At 67.1% G+C, this 13791-nt stretch carries 13 protein-coding genes; 2 read left to right on the top strand and 11 right to left on the bottom strand.

The features are described 5' to 3' along the window. The 8 genes from AC5Y4S_RS27560 to AC5Y4S_RS27525 form a co-directional block, all read right to left on the bottom strand. Positions 1-1073 (bottom strand): 13E12 repeat family protein (locus AC5Y4S_RS27560; RefSeq protein WP_500035733.1); only part of this gene is annotated, 1073 nt, incomplete at its 3' end. Positions 1074-1129: 56 nt separating this feature from the next. Further along, positions 1130-2389: a hypothetical protein gene (locus AC5Y4S_RS27555; RefSeq protein ID WP_500035732.1), complete on the bottom strand. Its 1260-nt coding sequence runs from the start codon at positions 2387-2389 to the stop codon at positions 1130-1132. Further along, positions 2386-3147, bottom strand: a complete 762-nt coding sequence (locus AC5Y4S_RS27550) for an SDR family NAD(P)-dependent oxidoreductase (protein ID WP_500035731.1) — start codon at positions 3145-3147, stop codon at positions 2386-2388. The genes AC5Y4S_RS27555 and AC5Y4S_RS27550 overlap by 4 nt, the downstream gene beginning before the upstream one ends. Continuing rightward, positions 3144-5471, bottom strand: a complete 2328-nt coding sequence (locus AC5Y4S_RS27545; RefSeq protein WP_500035730.1) for a CaiB/BaiF CoA transferase family protein — start codon at positions 5469-5471, stop codon at positions 3144-3146. The genes AC5Y4S_RS27550 and AC5Y4S_RS27545 overlap by 4 nt, the downstream gene beginning before the upstream one ends. 19 nt (positions 5472-5490) lie before the next feature. Beyond that, the gene (locus tag AC5Y4S_RS27540) at positions 5491-6459 is read right to left on the bottom strand and encodes an enoyl-CoA hydratase/isomerase family protein (RefSeq protein ID WP_068183961.1); all 969 of its coding nucleotides are present in this window, start codon (positions 6457-6459) and stop codon (positions 5491-5493) included. A 15-nt stretch (positions 6460-6474) separates the two neighbouring features. Next, positions 6475-7311 (bottom strand): mycofactocin-coupled SDR family oxidoreductase, encoded by an 837-nt coding sequence (locus AC5Y4S_RS27535; RefSeq protein WP_500035729.1) that lies wholly within the window; start codon positions 7309-7311, stop codon positions 6475-6477. Then, entirely contained in the window at positions 7311-8513 is a 1203-nt protein-coding gene (locus tag AC5Y4S_RS27530; RefSeq protein ID WP_500035728.1) for a cytochrome P450, read from the bottom strand. The genes AC5Y4S_RS27535 and AC5Y4S_RS27530 overlap by 1 nt, the downstream gene beginning before the upstream one ends. A 123-nt stretch (positions 8514-8636) precedes the next feature. Further along, the gene (locus AC5Y4S_RS27525; RefSeq protein ID WP_500035727.1) at positions 8637-9329 is read right to left on the bottom strand and encodes a TetR/AcrR family transcriptional regulator; all 693 of its coding nucleotides are present in this window, start codon (positions 9327-9329) and stop codon (positions 8637-8639) included. Between the two features lie 97 nt (positions 9330-9426). Between AC5Y4S_RS27525 and AC5Y4S_RS27520 the strand changes: the two genes are divergently transcribed. Together AC5Y4S_RS27520 and AC5Y4S_RS27515 are read left to right on the top strand one after the other, a co-directional pair. Next, complete coding sequence (locus AC5Y4S_RS27520) at positions 9427-10011, top strand: SecDF P1 head subdomain-containing protein (RefSeq protein ID WP_500035726.1); 585 nt, start codon at positions 9427-9429, stop codon at positions 10009-10011. A gap of 1 nt (position 10012) precedes the next feature. After that, a complete protein-coding gene (locus tag AC5Y4S_RS27515) occupies positions 10013-10825 on the top strand; it encodes a sugar phosphate isomerase/epimerase family protein (RefSeq protein WP_500035725.1) in 813 nt (270 codons plus the stop codon). A 4-nt stretch (positions 10826-10829) separates the two neighbouring features. Here AC5Y4S_RS27515 and AC5Y4S_RS27510 read toward each other — a convergent pair whose 3' ends face one another. Genes AC5Y4S_RS27510 through AC5Y4S_RS27500 form a run of 3 tightly spaced genes read right to left on the bottom strand, consistent with a single transcriptional unit; the run spans position 10830 to position 13756 of the window. Further along, positions 10830-11669 carry a class II glutamine amidotransferase gene (locus AC5Y4S_RS27510; protein WP_500035724.1) on the bottom strand — a complete coding sequence of 280 codons (840 nt, stop codon included), beginning with the start codon at positions 11667-11669 and terminating at the stop codon, positions 10830-10832. Positions 11670-11682: 13 nt separating this feature from the next. After that, entirely contained in the window at positions 11683-12750 is a 1068-nt protein-coding gene (locus AC5Y4S_RS27505; RefSeq protein ID WP_500035723.1) for a zinc-binding metallopeptidase family protein, read from the bottom strand. A gap of 7 nt (positions 12751-12757) precedes the next feature. Then, on the bottom strand, positions 12758-13756 hold the full coding sequence (locus AC5Y4S_RS27500; protein WP_500035722.1) for a Gfo/Idh/MocA family protein: 999 nt from the start codon (positions 13754-13756) through the stop codon (positions 12758-12760). Between the last annotated feature and the right edge of the window lie 35 nt (positions 13757-13791).

The following is a 13791-nucleotide window of genomic DNA, read 5'->3' as shown; positions in this document are numbered from 1 at the left end:
TAGAGCATGAGGCGCTGGGCGGGGGTGGCCAGCCGCTTGCTGTGATACAAAGCCAGCGGTTTGGCCCGATCGAAGATCGCCAGGTAGTGGTGGGCGTGGGCGGCCCAGCGGATGACGTCGGACATCGGCACCAGGGTGCCGCCGCCGGTTAGGGCCTTGCCGGTGGCGGCCTCCAAATCCTGCAGCGTGGTGGTGACGACGATCGATACGGGTAGGCCGTTGTGGGTGCCCAGCTTTCCGGTGGCGAACAGGGCGTGCAGCGCGGCCGCAAACGCGTCGTGGTTGCGTTGGGCTGGGGATCGGGTGTCGCGGCGCACCGCGTCCTGGTCGGGGTCCGTGTCGACGACCGGAGTCTGGTCGTCGGGGTTGGCGGTGCCGGGGGCGGCCAGCTTGGCCAGCATCGCTTCGATCGCGGCGCGTAATTGCGGGGTGATCAGGCCGGTGAGGCGGGACATGCCGTCGAAGTCCTGGTGGCCCAAAGTGATGCCGCGTTTGCGGGCCCGTTCGGCGTCGCTGAAGTCGCCGTCGGGGTGTAGCCAGTCCATGATCCGTTTGGCGTATTGGGCCACCTCATCGGGGCGATAGTGGCGGGCTTTGTCGGCCAGATCGGCCTCGGCGGCCTGGCGGGTGCACAGGTCGACCTCGGCGGGCAGGTGGGCGAAGAAGCTGCGGATCACCCGCACATGCGCATCGCCGATGCGCCCGTCGCGGACCGCGGTGGCGGTCGCCGCCAGCTGCGGGGGCAACGCTTCCCCAGTCAGCGCCCGACGTTCCCCGAGGTCGGCGGCGTCGTCGATGCGCCGGGACGCCTCGGCTTTGGTGATGCGCAGCCGGTCGGCCAGCGCGCCGCGCAGCGTGCCGCCGAGTTCTTCGGCGCCGGCCTGGGCGGCGAGTTGATTGATCAACGTGTGCTGCGGGGCGCGCAGCCGGCGCGCCGCGGCTTCCACCCGCTCGAGGACCCGCAACCGTTCCGGGGTGGTCAACACGTCAAAAGACAAATCGCACAAGCGTTTCACGGCATGATCAAGCGTGTCGAAAACCTCGACGATCTCCTCACGACTGCTCGCACCCATACCCCAAATCGTACGAACACCCACCGACAAGAAACCCCGCCCTGTGACCATTGAAACTAATGTGGCACAAGGGATTCCATGCCGTACCGTTCCCAGAGGTTTAACAGGTTCGCGAGCATCTGCAGGGGTGCACGCACGCTCTCGTCGTCCTTGATGCGCGGATCCAGCCGGCTCCTCGGTGCGTCGGTGCCGAATCGCGCACGGATCAGCGCCGGCACGTCCAGCAACCAGGCGACGCCCATCGCCGCCGCGTAGAGCAGCGTGTGCCGTCGCAGCCGGTCCGGATCGAGGCGCGGGCCGCCACAGCGCTCGACTTCGCCGACGAACAGACGCAGCAGCTCGTCGAAATGCTCGTTCCACATGTCGGTTTCGGCGCCGGACATCGCGCCCCAGATGGCCATGCCCATGTTCATCTGGCCCACGCATCCCCAGTCCAGCAGGCCGCAGCGCAAAACGCCGTCGCCGTCGCGCCAAAACCAGGCGTTGTCGATGTTGGCGTTCCAGTGGCACAGCGCGACGTAGTCGGGGTCGTCGGCCAGCCGGCTCGTGATCGTGTGCTCGTGACGCGCGACTCGCGGCACCTCGGCCCGGAGGCGCGCCAAGAACTCCGGCGAGCCGACATTGGCGGGCACCAGCCCGGGGTGCGTTTCGATGAATCCGGTCAACTGGGACACGCGCCGGTCCAACTTCTCGGCGCTGAGCGGGGCTCGGTCACCCACCGTCGCCGCCCGCACGTCCAGCGGAAAGCATGACGCCAGCGACTCCGGAAGGCGTCCGGATCCGTAAGTTCCCGCGAGCCGGCCCAGCGCGGTGAGCAGCGCGCGGTAGTGGCCGAGCGGATCGGGCATGTCGTAGTCCAGGCACTTGTGATACTGGGGTTCGATCCCGTTGCAGCCGAAGGGGATTCGTTCGGTGATCAGGATTCCCGTCCCGGTCCGGCGGTCGTAGTCGCCAAATTGCACCGTGGGCACGTCGATGGGAAATCCGGCGGTCCGCGACAGGGCGGCGAACCGGACCTCGGGCTCCATTTGTGTCCGTCCCCGGTCGCGCACCGGGTGTGCGAGGTCGCGCGAGAACTTGACGAACAGGTCGGTGTGCAAACCGGGCTGCGGCCGTTCGTAGTCGACCGACAGCTCGACTTTGCGTCCGGTGCTGCCGCCGGCGACCTCCCGGAACTCCGATATGCGCGTGACGGTGTTACCGTCGGCGAGCACGCCCGAAGCCCGAAACGCCTCGGTGAGGAACCGCGCGCCGGCGTCGCGTAAAGCGTTGGGGTCGGCCGGGATCGCGAGGCCGGACTGCTCGCCGTAGCTCACCAAGTCTGTTCCGCCGCGCGCACCAGCATGTGGTTGACGGCGACCCGGCGATCGCGGGTCACCATGTAGAGCACCGCGTCGGCGATGTCTTCCGGCCGCAACTTGACCATGCCCGCGGTCTGGCGCGCGACCGCCTCGCGCGAGGGCTCGGGAAGGTGGCTGAAGATCTCGGTGTCGACGGTTCCGGGAGCCACCACACCGACGCGCACCCGGCTACCGAGCAGCTCCTGGCGGATGCCCTCGCTGAACGCGTTGACCCCGAATTTGGTCAGCGAGTAGACCGCGGTGTTGGGTCGGGCCACCCAGCCGCCGGTGGAGCTGATGGTGACCAGATCGGCGACACCGCGCGGCGAGTTGCCGGCCGCGTCGATCAGGTGCGGGAGCACGGCGCGGGTGACGTAGAGGACACCCTGCACGTTGACCGCGACCATGTCGTCCCAATCCTGCAGGCGGGCCTCCGTCGCCGGCCCGGAGCGCATCAGACCGGCATTGTTTGCCACGGTGTCGAGCCGCCCCAGCTCGGCGACTGTGCGCTGCACGGCCGCGGCTACGGCCTCGGCGTCGGTCACATCGGCGGTCACGACCAGCGCTGTGCCACCGGCTGATTCGATCTCGGCCTTCAGATCGGCGAGTCGGTCGGCACGGCGTGCCAGGAGGGCCACCGCGGCGCCCTCTGCCGCCAGCGCCTTCGCCGTTGCCGCCCCGATACCGCTGCTGGCGCCGGTAACCAGGGCCACGGTTTTCGCCAGCGTCGTCACCGTCCGCCTCCCGTCGGGGATCCTGCACCCAGGATCTCCGCCAAGACGTACGCGGTGTCCTCGCCCAAGTCCGGTGCGCCTCGTTCGATTCGCGCCGGGCAGTGCGCCATCCGCCACGACGGCCCCACTATCGGACGCTGGCCTTCGCGGTGATCCGAGACGAAGCGATACAGCTCGCGGTCCCACAAGCGTTGGTCGCCGATGACGTCGATCGCGGTGGCGCTCTTGCACGCCGGGACTCCCGCCGTCCGCAGGCGCTGCGCGAGCTCCTCTGCGTCGTGGTCGCGGGTGAGCCCGGCGAGCTCGGCGTCCAGCGGTTCGGCGTGGCGCTGCCGGGCCTCCATCGTCGCGTAGCGCGCATCGTCAACCAGTGCATCGGCGCCCAACACCTCGCACAACCGGCGCCATTCGGCGTCGTCGGCGACGGCCACGGCGATCCAGGAATCGCCCTGGCACGGATAGCAGCCGTGCGGGCACATGTCGGGATGCCGATTGCCATTGGGCCCCAAACGTTCTGCGGTGAGGCTTTGCTCGAGCAGGCAGTCGCCGACCATCGAGGACAGCGTCTCCACCGCCGACACGTCGACGAACTGCCCCTCGCCGCTGAGTTCCCGGTGCAGCAGCGCCACCACGGCGGCGTACGCAGCGGCGGCTCCGACGGTCGAATCTCCGTAGCGCATGCTCGTGCCGAGGGGCGGTCCGCCCGGGTAGCCGACCAGCGACGCCAGCCCGGCCAGCGCGGCGAAGCATGGGGCGTAACCGGTTTGATGCCCTAGCGTCCCGTCGTTGCCCCACATCTTGATCGATACCGAGATGATGTCCGGCTTGATGGCCCTGAGCTGGTCGTAGCCCAAGCCTTGGCGCTCCATCGCGCCTGGCCGCAGGTTGTTGATGACGATGTCGCTGCGCGCGATCAGCTCTCGCAGCCGCGCCATGGCCTCGTCCGACTTGATATCGAGGTCCACGCTGAGGATCTCATGGTTGATGCTGAGAAAGTACGGGGCGTGGTCGATGTCGGTGCCGCCGTAAGCCCGCATTTCCTCGGGGGCGGTTGCCGTTTCGATCTTGATCACCTCGGCGCCCAACTGTGCCAGGAGCTTACCGGCGTACGGGCCGGCCCACACCTTGGTGAGCTCGACGACGCGAACGCCCTGCAGCGGCCCGCCCCGCGGACGCTTCGGCGGCTTCAGTTGCGGCGATCTGACCGCCGGCGGGGTGCGCGGCACGGAGAGGCCGGCGAGGACCGCGTCGGTGTGCTGGCCGAGAGTGGGTGCGGCGGAGGTGATTCGGGCCGGCGACGCGCCGAGCACATAGGGGACGGTGGGATACGCCGCGTCGCCCAGCGCGGGGTGGCTCATCTCCTGGAAGAACCCACGGTGGCGGTATTGCGGCGACCGGTGCAGATCGGCGGCCTCGTTGACCGGGACCAACGGCACCCCGAGGCGCTGCGCGCGGTCGGCCGCCGACTCTTTGGTCAGGTCCCGCACCCACGCGGCGAAGCCCCGCCGAAACGCATCGACCTTTTCCGTCGTGACCGAAAACTCCAGCCAGTCGTCCTCGAAGGCATCCAGCCAGTCCGGATGACCCATGAGTTCCTTGAGTCCCGTCCAGTGGGCGCGGCTGGTCATGTACAGGTAGACGAAGCCGTCGGCGCAGGCGAAGAACGACGCGGGGCCGGCCTGATCGTAGTCGTCGCGGCGGCCTTCGGCAGGAACCTCCCCGGTGATGAATCGGCCCAGGATGCAGTCCGCGCGCGAGACCAGCACCGCGTGCTGCGAGATGTCGATGGACTCTCCCCGGCCGGTGTGCAGCCGACCGAACAGCGATGACGCGACACTCAGCGCCGCGTCCAGGCCCGCCTCATAGTCCGCCAGGAACCGCCCCGGCCCCTGCAACGGCGGCTTGCCGGGATCGGCGTGACTCGGCGTGTGATACCCCCAACCGCTGGCATGGAACACGTTGAGGCTCTTGGCGTTTCCGAACTCGGCGCCGAACGGCGTGATCGAGCAGAACACGACGGACGGATGCCGTTCCGACAGACCCCGGTCACGGTCGTCGACGACCGCGTCGGCCGATGCGATCAGGTCATCCAGGCGCTCGGCGTCGAGGACAACGGAGCGCTTGTTCGTATTGAGGTAGGCGAACAGCGCGCTGCCCTCGGGACCGTCGGCAAGGATGGGCGCCATCCCGCGGGTGCGGCTGCCGCGTTCGGGCGCCTCGACCTTGATCACCTCGGCGCCGAAGTCGGCGAGCAGCTTTCCGCAGTACTCCCCCGCGACCGTCTCGGCCAACTCGACGATCCGGAAGCCCGTCAACGCGGACATGGACGGCCTCTCGAAACGGTCAGGGCTTCTTCCGTCCCGAGCGGCTCAGGCGCCACTCCGGCGGGAAGTTCAGGTCGTTGTCCTTCACCACGTTGTTGAGGCCCTTTTCGAAGGTGCCCTCGGTGAGGTCGACCTCTTGTGCATCGTTTTGGATCAGCGGCAGCATGCCCTCGACCATGCCGGTGAGCAGGCTGCCGAAGTACTCGCCCTTGTGCTGTTTGTACAGCTCAAGGAAGGTCTTTTGCACCGCCACGGTGTCCGTGGGGCGCGAGCGCGAGCATGCCATGGCGTATTTCAGCGTCTCTTCTTCGAGCTTCTCGCGGGGCACCACACTGTTGACGAAACCGCAGTCGTACATCTCTTTCGCGCTGAACGGCCGCCCGGTGAACAGCATTTCGGAGAATTTCCGCAGGCCCATCGTCTCCGCCCACCACCAAAGGCGGGGGCCCCAGCCCACGTAGCGGAACGCGGGGTGGCCGAACAGGGCGTCGTCCGAGGACACCACCAGGTCGGCATCGCCGGCCTGATAGAAGTGCCACCCGTAGCAGTAGCCCTTCGCCTCGATGATGCTGATCTTCCGAAGTTCTTGCAGCGGGCGGTTTCCCGCGCGCGCCTTGGCGTAGAAGTCCGTGACGGTGGACAGGTAGCGGTACGACCCGCCCGGCGGGTACTTGACGTCGTCGTCGTTGATCGCGAGCTCGTGCAGCAGCGGCAGGCCCGGATTCTCCAACATCGGGCGTTGCTCGGGCAGATCCCCGCCGCTACCGAAATCCTCGCCCTCACCGCGGATCACCACGACCTTGACGTCGTCGTCGACGTTGCACTTGTGGATCAGGTCGGCGTAGTTCTGCCGCATGCCCAGCGTCGTGGCGTTTTGCGCGTCGGGACGGTCGAAAGTGATGTAGGCGATCCTGTTCTTTTTGTCCTTCTCGAACTTGATGTACTGCTCGGCTTCCTTCTTCAGCTTCTCGTAGTCGTACTCAGGCATCGGTCTCCACTTTCTTTACTTGAGCAAAGCTCCCGCGTCGACGGGTAGCGAAACGCCGGTGACATAACGAGATTCGTCAGAGGCGAGGAACAGGACGGCATTGCTGATGTCGGCGGCTTCCACCCAGGGCACCGGCAGCGTGTGGGTCATCTGCGAGAACGGCGCAAAGTCTTCCGGTCCGGGGTTCTCCAAGTCCGGGCGGAACAGGCGAAAGGTCACCTCGTTCATGGTCATCGGCGTGTTGACCTGGCTGGGGTGCACCGAGTTCACCCGAATCATGTGCTGGCCCAGCTCCACGGCGAAGGCGCGCATCAGCCCGATCACCCCGTGCTTGGCGGCGATGTAGTGGCCGGTGTACGCCATGGCCTTGTGCGACCCGACCGAGCCGGTGAGCACGATCGAGCCGCCGCGTTCGCCAGCGATGATATGCGGCACACCGGCTTTCACGGTGTGCCAGACACCGGAAAGGTTCACGTCGATCATGTCCTGCCAGACGTTCTCGCGAATCTTGTGCAGCTTGTTGCCGAAGGTGCCGATGCCCGCGTTCGCGACGACTATGTCGAGACGGCCTAGCTGTTCCACCCCGCCGTCGACCGCCGCCTTCAGCGCGTCGTAGTCACGCACGTCGACTTGTGCGGTCACGATGCGGCGGTTGTGACCCTTCACCAGATCGGCGGTTTCCGCGAGGTCCTCGGGCGTCGAATGCGGGTAGGCCAGGTTGTCGATGGGTCCGCACACGTCCACCGCGATGATGTCGGCACCCTCCTGGGCCAGGCGCACCGCGTGACTGCGGCCCTGCCCTCGGGCAGCGCCCGTGATGAAGGCGACCTTCCCTGCCACCCGGCCCGTCATCACGGCACCACGGTTGGCAGGGTCTCCCAGCCCCGCACCGACGACGTCGGGCTGAGCGTGGCGTTGGCGAGATCGGGCTCCCATTCCGGGAAGCGCTTGAGGATTTCCTCGAGGGCGACGCGGCCTTCCAGCCGGGCCAGTGCCGAGCCCAGGCAGAAGTGGGCACCGACGCTGAAGGTGAGGTGCGGGCGGGCGGGGCGATGAATGTTGAATTCGCCCGCGTCGGGCCCGAATTGGCGCTCGTCGCGGCAGGCGGCCCCGAGCAGCATCATCATCACGCTGCCCTCCGGCACCGTCTGGTCATACAGGCTGACGTTGCGCGTCACGTAGCGCGCCATGTGCGGAGCCGGCGGCTCGTAGCGCAGCAGCTCCTCGATGGCCTGCGGGATGAGGCCGGGGTTCTGCACGAGCTCGCGGCGCTGATCGGGGTGCTCCGCGAGTACCTTGCCCGCCCAACCGATCAGCCGGGTCGTGGTTTCGTTGCCCGCCCCGGCCACGACGTTGAGGTACACCAGGATCTCGTTGCGCGTGAGCCGCCGCGTGGTGCCGGTCTCGTCGACGAACTCCACGTTGAGCAGCTCGGTCATGATGTCGTCGGACGGATGCTCGGCACGCCAGTCGATGTAGGCCTCGAACTGCTCGCCCACCGACAGGCCGTGCTCGGCGGCACTCATCGGCTTGCCGGGCTCGGTGCGTAGCTGGGCGTTCCCGCGATCGCGGATGTACTCCTGATCTTCTTCGGGAATTCCGAGCAGCATGCTGATGACCTTCATCGGCATGATCGCACCGAGATCGGTGACGAAGTCGAATCGCCCCGAACCCACCAGGGGATCCAGGAGCTGCGCGCAGAAGTCTCGGATCATCGGCTCCAGCGCGTTGATCTTGCGGGGGGTGAACATCCGCGACAACAGCTTGCGGTGCACGTCGTGGATCGGGGGGTCTTCGAAGATCAGCATGCCCGAAGGGATTTCGAGGTTGGCCTTGATCAACTCGAGGATCACGCCCCGGGCCGAGCTGTAGGTGCCGTTGTCGATGAGGGCCTTGTTGACATCGGCGTAGCGGCTCAGCGCATAAAAGTCGTATTCGCCGTTGTAGTAGAGCGGCGCCTCGTCCCGCAGGCGCGCGAACATCGGATATGGGTCGGCAATCAGCTCGACGTCGTACGGGTCGAAATGAATATCGCTGTCCGTGCTCGCCGTCACGAAATCCCTCCTAGCGCCTGCATTTTCACCTATCCACTGAGCCGTCCGTCGGCGACGGAATCGGACCGGACAATTTATACGTTTCGCTTAAATACGTTGCGCCTACTCTATTCTCGTAGAGAATCATATGGCGGGTGCTCTGGCAAGGCTTTGAGCCGACGACCCGCCGGTCTCCGTCAGCCGGCCCTTGTTGGAGTTCTTCAGGATGCCGGTGGCGATGGCCGCCAGGATCCCGTCGAGCTGCTCGGGAGTGTCGATGATTCGGTCGCCATGGGCGAAGCGCAGCAGCAGGCCGTTGATGAAGGTCAGGGTGATGTTGCTCAGGTCCTCGACCACGGCCGGCTCCAGGTCCGCGCCGCGCGGCATCAGCTGCACCAGGATCTCGCGGTGCAGCTTGGTGAACGCGTCCGTGGCCTGCTGCAGGATCGCCGCCACCGCCGGGTCGCGGGTGGCCTGCATGGTCAGCTCGTAGCGGGCCCTGGTCCGCGACAATTGCGGTTCGTTCCCGGCCTGGATCACCACCTGCGACAGCCGCGACGGCGACGGGTGGTTTCGCTGTCTGTCGGAATGCTCTGCCCCGTCCGCCACGGACTGCAACGTCGCCAAATCCAGCTCGGCCAGCCGCTCGGCCGCGGCGCGCAGCAGCGCCGAGCGGGTCCGGAAATAGAACGAGGTTGTGCCGTCCGGGACCCGGGCCTGGCGGTCGACCTTGAGATGACTCAACCCTTTGGCGCCCTCCTGGGCCAGCAGATGGATCGCCGCGTCGCACAGGTCGCGGCGGCGTTCGGTGGGGTTGGGCTTTCGTCGTTTGTCCATCGCGGGTATCCGGAGCGAGACACTACTCTATATTCGTAGTGTCCGTAAAGGGCGTGTCGCGCCGACGCAATGGGTCGCCGGATGAAACTGTGATGCAATGATCAAGCGCTCGGTGGGCGCCCGCGGCCTCACCTGCGCGCTGCTGCTCGGTGCGGTGACGTGCGGGTGCCACTCGACGCCACGGCACACCCCCGCCACGACGCCGACCACCGCCGCGGCCCCGACGAGCACCCAACCGCCGCCCCCCGCGGTGAGCATCCTGCCGTTGCCGGTCCGGCCGGTGCAGAGGTCGCAGCCGACGACGCCCAACAAGTGCCCCGCCACGAATCCCGGTAGCCCGGTGGCGCCGACGAACGTGCTTGTTACCTGTGACCTGGCCCGGAGCACGCTTTATACGTTGGGTCCCGAGACGATGCGGTTGGCGCTGACACACGTGGACCCGCCGGCGTCGCTGACGTCCGGTTTCTACGAGGTGAGCCTGACAATGGACCCGCCGTCGGCGGCTGCCTGGGCAACATTCACCGCCACCCACCTGCAGGACCACGTCGCCTTCGTCCGCGACGACCTGGTTCTGGAGGCGCCGATCATCGTCGAGCCGGTGACTTCCGGGAAGATCGCGTTGACCACTCAAACACCCCAGGCCGCCGATCAATTGGCCCAACTGGCCGGCCGCCCCGCGTAACATGGACCGCCTCGGTGTCGGATTTCTCGGCGGCTTCGGCCTTCCCCCAGTGGAATTCGTCGATCTCACCGCGGACCTCGGGTGCAGATACATGTCGGCGGTTGTACAGGGTCTTCCGCTGGTAGCGCTCGGCTATCCGCCGTTCTCCCTCAAGGACGCGCCGTTGCGACGAGATGTGCGGGCCGCGATGGACAACCGTGGCGTCACGATCTCGCTCGGCGACGGGTTCCTGGTACTGCCCGGCGCCGAGATGCGGGAATTCGCGGGCGACCTCGACGCGCTGGCCGACCTGGGCGTTCCGCGGATCAACGTGGTGAGCCTCGACCCCGATCTCGGCCGCACGTTCGATCAGTTCGCGATCCTGACAGAACTGGCCGCCGACCGCGGCATCCAGACGGTCGTGGAACCGGTACCGGGGCTGACCGTCGGGGACCTGCCCACCGCGCTGGCCGCCCGGGAACACGTGGCGCGGGCCGACTTTCGGTTGTTGATCGACACTATGCACCTGGTGCGATCCGGTTCGACCGCCGCGGACATCGCGGCCATTGACCCCGACAACATCGGATACGCCCAAGTCAACGACACGACGGTGGCACCGCGGGGCAACAACTACATGGAGGAAGCCATGTTCGAACGCATGGTTCCCGGCGAGGGCGAATTGCCCCTGCACGACATCCTTTCCGCGCTTCCCGCCGATATCGTGATCGAAATCGAAGTCCCGAGAAGGTCTTTGGCGCTGGCTGGCGTCAGCCCGATCGATCGCCTCCGCCCTTGCGTCGAGGCGGCGCGCCGCTTGTTGTCCGAGGTCTCCTGAATTATCAGGCCGCCGTGGGGGCGATGGGCCGGAAGGCACGCTCCTCGACGTCCCGGCCGATGGTCAGCGCCGTCCCGGCCGGCACTTCCCGCCACATCCCCGGCAGATGGGTCAGCGGCTCGGACACCACCACGCGGGAATCGTCGGCGAAGTGCTCGGATCCCTCGTCGCCGGGGTAGAGCATCCGCACGGACGCCGGATCTTCGCTCACGAACAGCGTATTGGCGTCCGGTCCGCTGGCATAACGGACGGCGTAGAGCCGCGTGCCTTCGCTGACCCCGACCGTCATCTGCAGGGCCGGCTCGTCCACGCCGGCCTCGGCGGCGATCGCCTCGACGAAACCTGCCATCCGCGCGATCCCGGTGATCGGGTCGTCGGCGAGACCGAACGTCAGCGCGAGGTGAAACATCAACTCCGAATCGGTCGAGCCGGCGATGTTGCCGAACAAGTCGGGATGCACGGCGAGCAGCAGGTCCCGCCGCAACCGTCGGTAGCCTCCGATGTGTCCGTTGTGCACGAAGAGCCAATTGCCGTAGCGGAAGGGGTGGCAATTCGTCTGCTGCACCGGAGTCCCGGTCCCGGCCCGCACGTGTGCGAGGAACAAGGGCGTGCGGATCTCGCTGGCCAGTTCCAGAAGGTTCTCGTCGCCCCACGCCGGAGTGATGCTGCGGAACAGGGCCGGTTCGGCGCGGTGCTCGTACCAGCCCAGCCCCGTGCCGTCGCCGTTGGGGATCTCCATGTTCGGCGCGTGCCTGCGGCTCTGCTCGATCAGCGAGCATGGCGGATCGTGCAGCAGCTCCCTGGGCGCGATCGCGGTGCCCAGATATCCAACCCACCGACACATCCGGCTCTCCTTGCTACCCCTGTGGCGCGTTCCCTCGAATCACTTTGTGCACGAATGCGAGCTTGCGGACCACCGGCGGCGGGATGTGGAACGGGTAGAGCGGGTTCTTGCCCATCGCGGTGTTCACCTGATTGAAGAACAGCGCCAACCACTTCCAGTCTTCAAGCAGATGCTCGATCGGCGCAAGGTCATATGACGCGAGCGGGACGATGTCGCGCGGCACCGAGAACCGCACCCTGTCGGCGTGCAAGACCAGCCCGGCCTCGCGGGAGGTGGCCATGGTGTCGGCGATGTGCAGGTAGTGCGCGAAGCATTCGGCGAAGTCCTCCCACGGGTGCATGGTCGCGTATTCGGAGATGTAGGAGTCGCCCCAGTTCGGCGGGGCACCGAATTTGTAATGCCGCGCCATCTCATGTTGGTAATCCACCCGCTCGTCGCCGAAGATCTCGCGGCACTCGTCGAGATAGCGGGCCGCGCCCGGATCCTGTTCCACGAGCACGTTCTGGTAGTAGTGGCCGACCTCGTGGCGGAAGTGACCCAGCATGGTGCGGTAGGGCTCGCCGAGATTGACCCGCAGCGCCTCTCGGTAGGCGTCGAGCGACTCCACCAAGTCGATCGTGATCACCCCGTCGGCGTGTCCGATCACCACCCGCTCGCCGCCGCTGTAACTGGACAGCAGATCGAACGCCAGCCCGCCGTCCTTCCGCCAGTAGGGATCGATCGGCAACCCGATGTCGACGAGCTGATATACCAAGCGACGCAACGTAACCGCGGTGGACGCCAGCTTCTCCAGCGCGATGGTGTCGTCCGCGTCGGGCTCTCGGCGGATCAGCGAATCGGCCAGGCAGCGCCCCTGCTCGCCGCCGACTTCTTGGCGCTCCGGGGTCAGCCAGTTGCAGCCGAGGGTGGCCGCCCTCGTGCACCGAATCCAGACTTCGCCGTCGACGACGGCCGCACCGGAGGAGGTCGCGACCATCGCGCGGCTCGGCACATGCAATCCAAGCTCGGCCGAGCATGTCGGGCAGCGCCTCGATTCGAAGGGGGCGAAGCCGCGGCACACGGGGCAGGCGAACGCATGCACCGCAGGGTCAGCTCGGGTGGCGTAGGGGAAGCCCCGCGGCACGGTAGATCGCGTCGATGACGGTCATGTTTTCGATCGCGTCCTCGGGGGTCGTCTTGACCGGTTCGCCGCGCAGCACCGCAGCGGCGAAAGCGTCGAGCTGATAGGCGTAGGTGGTGCGGCGCGAAAAGCGCTCGACGCGTCGACCGTCGTGCGATCGGATCGTGAGCCGGTGGAAAGCGCTGGGCAACACGGGGTTCAAGACCCGCACCTCACCGTGTTCGCCCACCACGTGGGCGCTGATCTGCAGCAGCCGCGACGACCACATCGAGCAGCGGACCCGGCCGGTGTGCCCGTCGGCGAACTTCACTTCGGCGGTCATGGCCCGGTCGACCCGCGGATCGCGCAATTTCGCCCGCGCGGAGACGACTTCCGGCGTCGAACCACCGAAGGTGCGGACCATGTGGACCGAGTAGCACCCGGCGTCCATCAGCGCCCCGCCGGCGAGCGAATAGTTGTAGCGGATGTCGGAGAACCTGGGCAGGGGGAAGCACATGGCGGCCTCCACCCTTCGCAGCTTGCCCAGCTCCCCGGAGGCGATGATCTCCTCGACGCGCCGGGTCAACGGGTGGTAGCGATAGTGGAAGGCCTCCATCACCACCCGGTCGGAATTCGCGGCGACCGCGGCGATCTCGCGTGCCTCGTCGGCGTTGGCGGTGAACGGCTTTTCGCACAGCACGTGCTTGCCGGCGGCCAGCGCGGCCCGCGTCCACCGGCCGTGCAAACCGTTCGGCAGCGGGTTGTAGACCGCGTCGATGGTCGGGTCGGCGATCAGCGCGTCGTAGCTGTCGTGCACCCGCGGGATGCCGTGCTTGGCGGCAAAGTCCCGCCCATGCGACGGGTCGCGGGCCGCCACCGCGGCCACCTCGACCTGGCTGTGCTGCTTCGCGGGGTTGACCACCGCCAGGGGGGCGATGCGGGCCGCGCCCAGGATGCCGATTCGGATGGGGTCGCCGTCAGCTGACACGGAGCCGACGCTAGCACCCGGGCACTCCCCGCCAG

It is taken from the genome of Mycobacterium sp. NGS64 (assembly GCF_059812245.1).
Note: the sequence above shows the minus strand (reverse complement) of the source record. Positions and strands in the feature narration are given on the sequence as shown.

What these genes read in the sequence shown, in the direction of transcription:
- AC5Y4S_RS27535 (WP_500035729.1), bottom strand. Translation starts at nt 7,311, where the DNA reads ATGACGGGCCGGGTGGCAGGGAAGGTCGCCTTCATCACGGGCGCTGCC.
- AC5Y4S_RS27540 (WP_068183961.1), bottom strand. Translation starts at nt 6,459, where the DNA reads ATGCCTGAGTACGACTACGAGAAGCTGAAGAAGGAAGCCGAGCAGTAC.
- AC5Y4S_RS27545 (WP_500035730.1), bottom strand. Translation starts at nt 5,471, where the DNA reads ATGTCCGCGTTGACGGGCTTCCGGATCGTCGAGTTGGCCGAGACGGTC.
- AC5Y4S_RS27520 (WP_500035726.1), top strand. Translation starts at nt 9,427, where the DNA reads ATGATCAAGCGCTCGGTGGGCGCCCGCGGCCTCACCTGCGCGCTGCTG.
- AC5Y4S_RS27525 (WP_500035727.1), bottom strand. Translation starts at nt 9,329, where the DNA reads ATGGACAAACGACGAAAGCCCAACCCCACCGAACGCCGCCGCGACCTG.
- AC5Y4S_RS27515 (WP_500035725.1), top strand. Translation starts at nt 10,013, where the DNA reads ATGGACCGCCTCGGTGTCGGATTTCTCGGCGGCTTCGGCCTTCCCCCA.
- AC5Y4S_RS27510 (WP_500035724.1), bottom strand. Translation starts at nt 11,669, where the DNA reads ATGTGTCGGTGGGTTGGATATCTGGGCACCGCGATCGCGCCCAGGGAG.